The 6,484-nt window shown below is 55.5% G+C and carries 6 protein-coding genes and 1 tRNA gene; 4 read left to right on the top strand and 3 right to left on the bottom strand.

What is annotated here, in order from left to right; all coding sequences use genetic code 11:
- On the bottom strand, positions 1-203 hold a 203-nt coding region (locus ACKVOS_RS10690), incomplete at its 3' end, for an Arm DNA-binding domain-containing protein (RefSeq protein WP_409211994.1).
- A gap of 232 nt (positions 204-435) precedes the next feature.
- Between ACKVOS_RS10690 and ACKVOS_RS10685 the strand changes: the two genes are divergently transcribed.
- Positions 436-505 (top strand) — tRNA-OTHER (locus tag ACKVOS_RS10685).
- Positions 506-538: 33 nt separating this feature from the next.
- Here the strand turns inward: ACKVOS_RS10685 and ACKVOS_RS10680 are convergent.
- Positions 539-1,645, bottom strand: coding sequence for a fatty acid desaturase family protein (locus ACKVOS_RS10680; RefSeq protein ID WP_409211993.1), 1,107 nt, complete (start codon positions 1,643-1,645; stop codon positions 539-541).
- A gap of 191 nt (positions 1,646-1,836) precedes the next feature.
- Between ACKVOS_RS10680 and ACKVOS_RS10675 the strand changes: the two genes are divergently transcribed.
- Positions 1,837-3,018: a glycoside hydrolase family 68 protein gene (locus ACKVOS_RS10675; protein ID WP_409211992.1), complete on the top strand. Its 1,182-nt coding sequence runs from the start codon at positions 1,837-1,839 to the stop codon at positions 3,016-3,018.
- Positions 3,015-3,920, top strand: coding sequence for an ROK family protein (locus ACKVOS_RS10670; protein ID WP_409211991.1), 906 nt, complete (start codon positions 3,015-3,017; stop codon positions 3,918-3,920). The genes ACKVOS_RS10675 and ACKVOS_RS10670 overlap by 4 nt, the downstream gene beginning before the upstream one ends.
- Positions 3,921-3,930: 10 nt before the next feature.
- Here the strand turns inward: ACKVOS_RS10670 and ACKVOS_RS10665 are convergent, their stop codons facing one another.
- Entirely contained in the window at positions 3,931-4,944 is a 1,014-nt protein-coding gene (locus tag ACKVOS_RS10665; protein WP_409211990.1) for a LacI family DNA-binding transcriptional regulator, read from the bottom strand.
- A 174-nt stretch (positions 4,945-5,118) separates the two neighbouring features.
- On the opposite strand from ACKVOS_RS10665, the gene ACKVOS_RS10660 reads away from it, so the two are divergent.
- On the top strand, positions 5,119-6,441 hold the full coding sequence (locus ACKVOS_RS10660) for an MFS transporter (protein ID WP_409211989.1): 1,323 nt from the start codon (positions 5,119-5,121) through the stop codon (positions 6,439-6,441).
- The last annotated feature ends 43 nt before the right edge of the window (positions 6,442-6,484 follow it).

Below are 6,484 nucleotides of genomic sequence, written 5' to 3'. Positions count from 1 at the left end.
GTCAGCACGCGATACTGGCCGATGACGCAGCGGCGGGTGGAGCCTTCGAGGTTGCGATACTGGATGATGAAAGTCCGGGTGCCGCTCGGCTTCACGCGGACGCCAAAGCCGCGCAGCTCGCCGTCCCACAGAAAGGTGTCGCGGTGGCGGTCGGGCTTGAGCGAGTCGATGGTGCGCTTGGTCAGTCTGTATGATCTTGTCATTGGGGTCTGGTCCTGAATGTGTTCGTCATTCCTCTCGAAGTTGCCCCAGGGTTCCGGCGGTCCGCGCGCCTGCATTCTGCTTCCCCACGCAGGTGCAGCATGGCCGAGGAAGCAGGGGGGAAGCAGATGACGGGAAACCGCCGGAAATCGCAGGGTAGCGGCTGCGACTAGGAGTGCAAAGCAAGCTATTGATGTTGTGTAGTATTTCGTGGATTTGGCAAGGTCCGGCCGCGCTGGCGAAAACAGCCGGATCGAATTTGCCAAGGTTGGGGTCGAGGGTTCGAATCCCTTCGCCCGCTCCAGTTTTTCCAAGACTTTTCAAACAATAAAGCCGATCAGGCTGCTCGGCGCATGGTGCTTTTGGCCAGGCGATAAGCAAGGCCGGGCAGGCCTTTGTAATTGGCGCGGTGGTACGCGGAATCAGGATCGAGTTCGGCGCTCAGGCGCCGGTGGGCTTCACCGAGTGCGTGATAGGGTACGCTGGGGAGCAGGTGGTGTAATGCGTGGTAGCGCAGGCCAACCGGCGCCCAGAGCGCGGGCATCAATGCGGGCGGTGGAACATTGACGCTGTCGAGGAATTGCGCTGTGACGCTCAATGGTTCGCCATCATTTTCCCAGAGATGGGCAACCAATGTGCGAATCTGGTTCAGCACAGCGACCGCAGAAACGACAATCAGGAATATCAGAAATGCATCGAGCGGGATAAAAGCTGTCAACACAGCGGTCAGCAAGGCGATAGACCAAAGGCTGGCTGCGGTTTCCTGCCAGATCCAGTTGCGTCGCGCTTCGCCTTCTGCCGGGCGACGGCGAAATTCTGGGTTGATAACAAGACCGGAGTAACGTTCCACCACCAGCTTGCGAAGCGGCGGGATTACCAGCGACAAGGGTGCCAGCACCGCATTGCGGAACAGCAAGGCAAAGGGTGCGAGGATTGACACAAGGATGAATACCGGCAGTGTCCAAGGCTTCATCGACGCAAGCGGGAGATATTCGGGATCCTGATCTGTCCCGTAGCGCGTGCGTGCGTGGTGGAGATTGTGGACCCCTTCATACATATAAGACGGCACCAACAACGGCACGCCAATTACAGCGTTAAAACCAAAGCGGAATCCGGGGACTGACGCGTGTTTCATATGGGACACTTCGTGAATAAATCCGCCCGCACGATAGAGCGCCAGAACCGAAACAAAACCCGAGCCCAATTTCAGCCAAAGTGGGCTGGCCAAAATCGCTATGGCAAGCCCGGCATATCCAACTAATGCCGAAAGCAGGAAATCTGTCCAAAAAATGCGCGGATTTGCGGTTCCCAAATCCCGCGTAAGTTCGGCCACAGCGCGCAGCATGGCTTTGTCATCGGCTATATGTTTCAGCCGTTCCGCACGCGCTGCTATGTCATTACCCGTAGCGGCATCGCGCGCCGTTCCGGCCGGGGAGTAGGTCATATTCGTCATTTCAATTTTTTCACTTAAAGGGTCTCCCAGCCCCAGATAGGCAACAGTCATGGCGATATCATGGCAAAAAAGGCCAATTATGGCCCAGAACGTTCACAGACAAGAATTTATGCAAACGATTGTTGTATTTTCAGCGGAGGCGCGATAGGGACGGCGTTAAAGAGAGGGGGTAGCGGCGCCAGATGTCGATTTCAGCACAAATTGCGTATCAGGAGCACGACAGGCAGCTTTCGCGCTGGACTTCGGAGCATGTCGCAAACATTGCCGATAGACCCCTCCCACAGGCCCCGATCATCGCACCGCGCGAAGCCGTGCCTTTATTACCAAAGCAGGATTTGTGGGATCTTTGGCCTTTGCAAAATCCGGACGGGTCTGTCGCCGAAATTGCCGGTGGCGAGCTTTGGATGGTGCTTTCGGCTCCGCGCTTGCCCGACCCCGGCTTGCGCCATGATATTGCACGCACCCGCCTGTTATTCCGGATCGGACAGGATTGGCGTGATTGCGGTCTGCTATTTCCCGACGACCTGAATCCCGGCACACGCGAATGGTCAGGATCGGCCCGATATGATCGGGATCAGGGAGAGGTCACTGCTTATTTCACAGCCACTGGCCGTAAAGGTCAGGCGGGTCATAGTTTTGAACAACGCTTGTTCCAATCGTGCGGAAAACTTGATCTGTCCGGTGCATTGCCTGCCATTTCCGACTGGACGTTGGCCAATCCCGTTGCTGTCAACGACGGCACCCTTTATGTCGACGTGCGCGTCGATCAAGGTGTGCCCGGCAATATCAAGGGGTTTCGTGACCCTTACTGGTTTTGCGATCCTGCCGATGGCCAAGCCTATATCCTGTTTACCGGGTCGCAAGCCGGGTCGACGTCGAGCCATAATGGAGTTGTCGGTTTGGCGGTTGCGCTTTCCGGGATGGGCGAAGACGGGTTCCGGCTTTTGCCGCCCATTATTTCTGCCAACGGGGTTTGCAATGAAATGGAACGGCCGCATCTGATTTTGAAAGACGGCCAATATTATCTGTTCTGGTCGTCGCAAAATGCGGTCTTCGCCCCGGATGGTCCTACAGGGCCAAGCGGGTTGTACGGCATGGTTGCACCTTCGCTGACGGGGCCCTATTTGCCGCTAAATGGCACGGGCCTTGTTCTTGCAAACCCGGTGTCCGAACCGCGCCAGGCCTATTGTTGGCAAGTGCTGGATACGCTTGAAGTGTATAGCTTCGTTGATCATTGGGGGCTTAATGGCCGTGACATTTTTGCAGATCCCCGGTTGCAGCGTGACCAATTCGGGGGCACAATTGCCCCTGTGCTGAAAATCGAGATTGAAGGAACCACAACGCGCATATTGGGCCTCGCATGAGCGGCCGACTATATGGCTGTGTCGAGGCAGGCGGGACGAAATTTGTGGTCGGCGTTGCAGCAACGCCCGATGACATTCGGGAAACAGTGCAATTTGAAACAAGAACGCCAGAAGAAACGATTGGCGCAACACTGAAATGGTTGAAAGACGCCCAAGTCCGTCATGGGCCATTGGCCGCAATCGGCATTGCCAGCTTTGGGCCGCTCGAACTGGACCGTCAGGCGGCCAATTGGGGACATATCACCGCGACCACCAAGAAAGGGTGGAGCGATTCGGATTTCGGCGCGCGCATCGGGCGCGGGCTTGATTTGCCGGTTGGATTTGACACGGATGTCAACGGCGCCGCCATTGCCGAATCCCGTTGGGGTGCCGGCCAGGGTAAAGCGGCTTGCGTATATGTGACCATCGGCACCGGTATTGGTGGCGGAGCGATTATCGATGGCAAGCCGTTACACGGCTTATCACATCCTGAAATGGGTCATATCCGGCTCCCGCGCCACCTTCATGATACCGATTTTCCCGGGATATGCGCCTTTCATGGCGATTGCCTTGAAGGTCTTGCAAGCGGTCCTGCAATCAAAGCCCGATGGGGTGCGTCGCTTTCCGACCTGCCTTCCGATCACCCGGCCCACGATATCATTGCCTGGTATCTCGCTCAGCTGGTGGTGACGTTGCAGTCAATCATGGAACCAGGTTGCATCATATTGGGCGGCGGTGTGACAGGGACGCCGGGCTTGTTGGAAAGAATCCGCGTTAAAGCCGACGAACTGGGCGGCGGTTATTTTCGCGGTCGTGCCGATGAGGTGATCCTATCGCCCGGCCTAGGGGTCAAAGCCGGACTGCTGGGTGGTCTTGCTCTGGCACAGGACATCTTGGAGGCGGTTGAGAAACCTTCACTTTAAGGTCAGAACCCTAGCTTGATTGGCGAATGACTAATTTCGGTTCAAGCACGACAGAATCGGTTTCTTGGCCTGCAATCCGCCGGAACAGCAAATCAACAAGATGACTGGCCCCATTGGCAAGGTCTTGCTTGATCGTGGACAGGGTCGGCACGGTCTGATTGGCAAATGGCAGGTCATCATATCCGATTATATGCACTTGCCCCGGCACAGAAACGCCATGTTCGGCCAATGCGCGCAACGCGCTCATCGCGATAACGTCGGAAGCGGCGATAATGCCGTTGGGTATGGATTTTGTATCTTCGAGCCATTGGCTGATGGCGGGATGTGCCGTTTCTGCGGTCAGATGCGCCGGCAGGATACTTAGCTTGTCGGCCATATTGGCCGCCGAAAGTGCCATGCGGCAACCTTCCAATCGTTCTGCGATTTCAGGTGCGATGGGGTCACCAAAAAACGCAAAATTCTGACAACCCCTTTCGATCAGGTGGCGTGTGGCAATTTCCCCTCCCTTTCGGTTGTCGGAACCGACCGTACAGTGGATTGTATCGGGAAGATTTGCCCCCCATGCGACCAAAGGAAGATAGCGGCGGGCAACTTTTTCAATGACATCGATCTGATCCGACTGCCCGATCAAAATCACTCCGTCGACCCGTCCGGAATCGACGACACGGTTCAACCAGTCAGGATCTTTTGGAATAACCCGCGACAACAGCAGGTCATGTCCCCGTTCTGTCAGCGCATCGGCGAGATTGCCGAGCATCGTCATGAAGAAGGGGTCGGAAATATGCTGACCGGTTTCATGGCCCAACGGAATAAGTACACCGATTGCACCGGCGCGTTTGATTCGCAAATTGCGTGCCATGACATTGGGGCGAAAATCATGTTCACGGGCCAGCTGCTGGATCTTTTCACGCGTTTTCTTTGCGATCAATTGCGAATCGGCAAGGGCGCGCGACACCGTGCCGGGCGACACACCGGCCAGTCTCGCTAAATCTGTGATATTCCGAACCCGCCCCTGATCGCCCATTTTTACTCCTCAATCCGGGTCCACATCAGGTCAGTATTGAGAGCGATTTGTTCACAAGGCAAGAGAGAAAGAAAATAACAGCGCCGTGCAATGCAAACGATTGTTGCATTCTCTGGCCCAAGCGCTAGCATCTTTTCGAAGAAGAAGCGGAGCGTTCCGTTCGGGGAGAGGAAAATGTCCAAGGCTGCTGTTAAGCCGCATCTGTCATTGTCGAAAATATTGCAGATGAATCTGGGATTTCTCGGTCTGCAATTCAGTTTCGGGTTGCAGCAAGGGAATATGGCACCGATATATTCCTATCTCGGTGCAGACGAGGCTTCGCTCCCGATCCTCCAACTGGCCGGGCCGATCACCGGATTAGTGGTCCAACCGATCATAGGCGCGATGAGCGACCGAACAAATTCCAAATGGGGCAGACGGACGCCCTATTTTATCATCGGCGCAATTTTATGCTCGCTTGGCTTGTTGTTCATGCCGCTGTCGCAAAGCATTTTGATTGCGGCCAGCCTGCTCTGGATATTGGACGCAGGCAATAATATCACTATGGAACCCTATCGTGCCTATGTCAGTGACCGGCTGAATGAAGACCAGCATAATGTCGGCTTTCTGACCCAAAGTGCCTTTACCGGTCTCGCCCAATGTCTTGCGCTTGGCACGCCTGCATTGTTGGTCGGGCTGTTTGGCATGAACAAGGACGCGATCGGTGCCAATAACATTCCCGACACGGTCTATGTTGTCTTTACGATTGGCGCGGTCTTATCGCTTTCGACGATATTATGGTCGGTCATTCGTGTACCCGAGTTGCCCCTGACGGAAACCCAGCAGGCCGAAATCGCGGCACAGCCCAAAACGGCGTCTGCAACTTTCAAGGAAATTGGTTCGGCAATTATGGAAATGCCCCGGCCCATGCGCAAGCTTGGCATCATGATGCTGTTTCAATGGTATGCCTTGGGAATTTACTGGACCTATGTCACATATTCTATTGCGCGGTCCGTATACAATACCAGCGAGCCGGTAAGCGACGGGTTTCGCAGCGCCGTTCTGACCAACGGCACAATGGCGGCCTTTTACAATGCGGTCGCTTTTGTTGCCGCGCTTGTGATGATGCCTTTGATCCGGAAAATGGGTGCCCGCAAGGTTCACGCCGTTGCGTTGGTGGCAGGCGGGCTCGGCATGATGGCGATTCCGCACATGACAGAGACAGCGATGCTGTTTCCGGCCGCCATTGGTGTCGGTATTTGCTGGGGCAGCATTATGGGCACGCCTTACGTCATGCTGGCAAGCTGTATCCCGCCGCGCCGGACGGGTGTTTATATGGGAATCTTCAACATGATGATTGTCATACCCATGTTGCTGAACGCAGCGACCTTTCCATTTTACTACGAACCATGGTTAGGCGGGGATGCGCGCAATGCACTTGTGCTTGCAGGCGTCCTTCTCTTGTGCGCCGCGCTGGCCGTACTGCGCGTTAAAGATAGCGAACTGGCAGCGGACTGATCGCTATTGATGCCGGTCCGAATGTGGCGATAATGGCACAGAA

The sequence above is a fragment of the Sphingorhabdus sp. genome (assembly GCF_046154385.1).
Classification (GTDB): Bacteria; Pseudomonadota; Alphaproteobacteria; order Sphingomonadales; family Sphingomonadaceae; genus Sphingorhabdus_B.
The sequence above is the reverse complement of the archived record's forward strand: the minus strand, read 5'-3'. Positions and strand labels throughout refer to the sequence as shown.

Coding starts and splice junctions, on each gene's coding strand:
- ACKVOS_RS10680 (WP_409211993.1), bottom strand. CDS start 1,645: ATGACCTACTCCCCGGCCGGAACGGCGCGCGATGCCGCTACGGGTAAT.
- ACKVOS_RS10675 (WP_409211992.1), top strand. CDS start 1,837: ATGTCGATTTCAGCACAAATTGCGTATCAGGAGCACGACAGGCAGCTT.
- ACKVOS_RS10670 (WP_409211991.1), top strand. CDS start 3,015: ATGAGCGGCCGACTATATGGCTGTGTCGAGGCAGGCGGGACGAAATTT.
- ACKVOS_RS10665 (WP_409211990.1), bottom strand. CDS start 4,944: ATGGGCGATCAGGGGCGGGTTCGGAATATCACAGATTTAGCGAGACTG.
- ACKVOS_RS10660 (WP_409211989.1), top strand. CDS start 5,119: ATGTCCAAGGCTGCTGTTAAGCCGCATCTGTCATTGTCGAAAATATTG.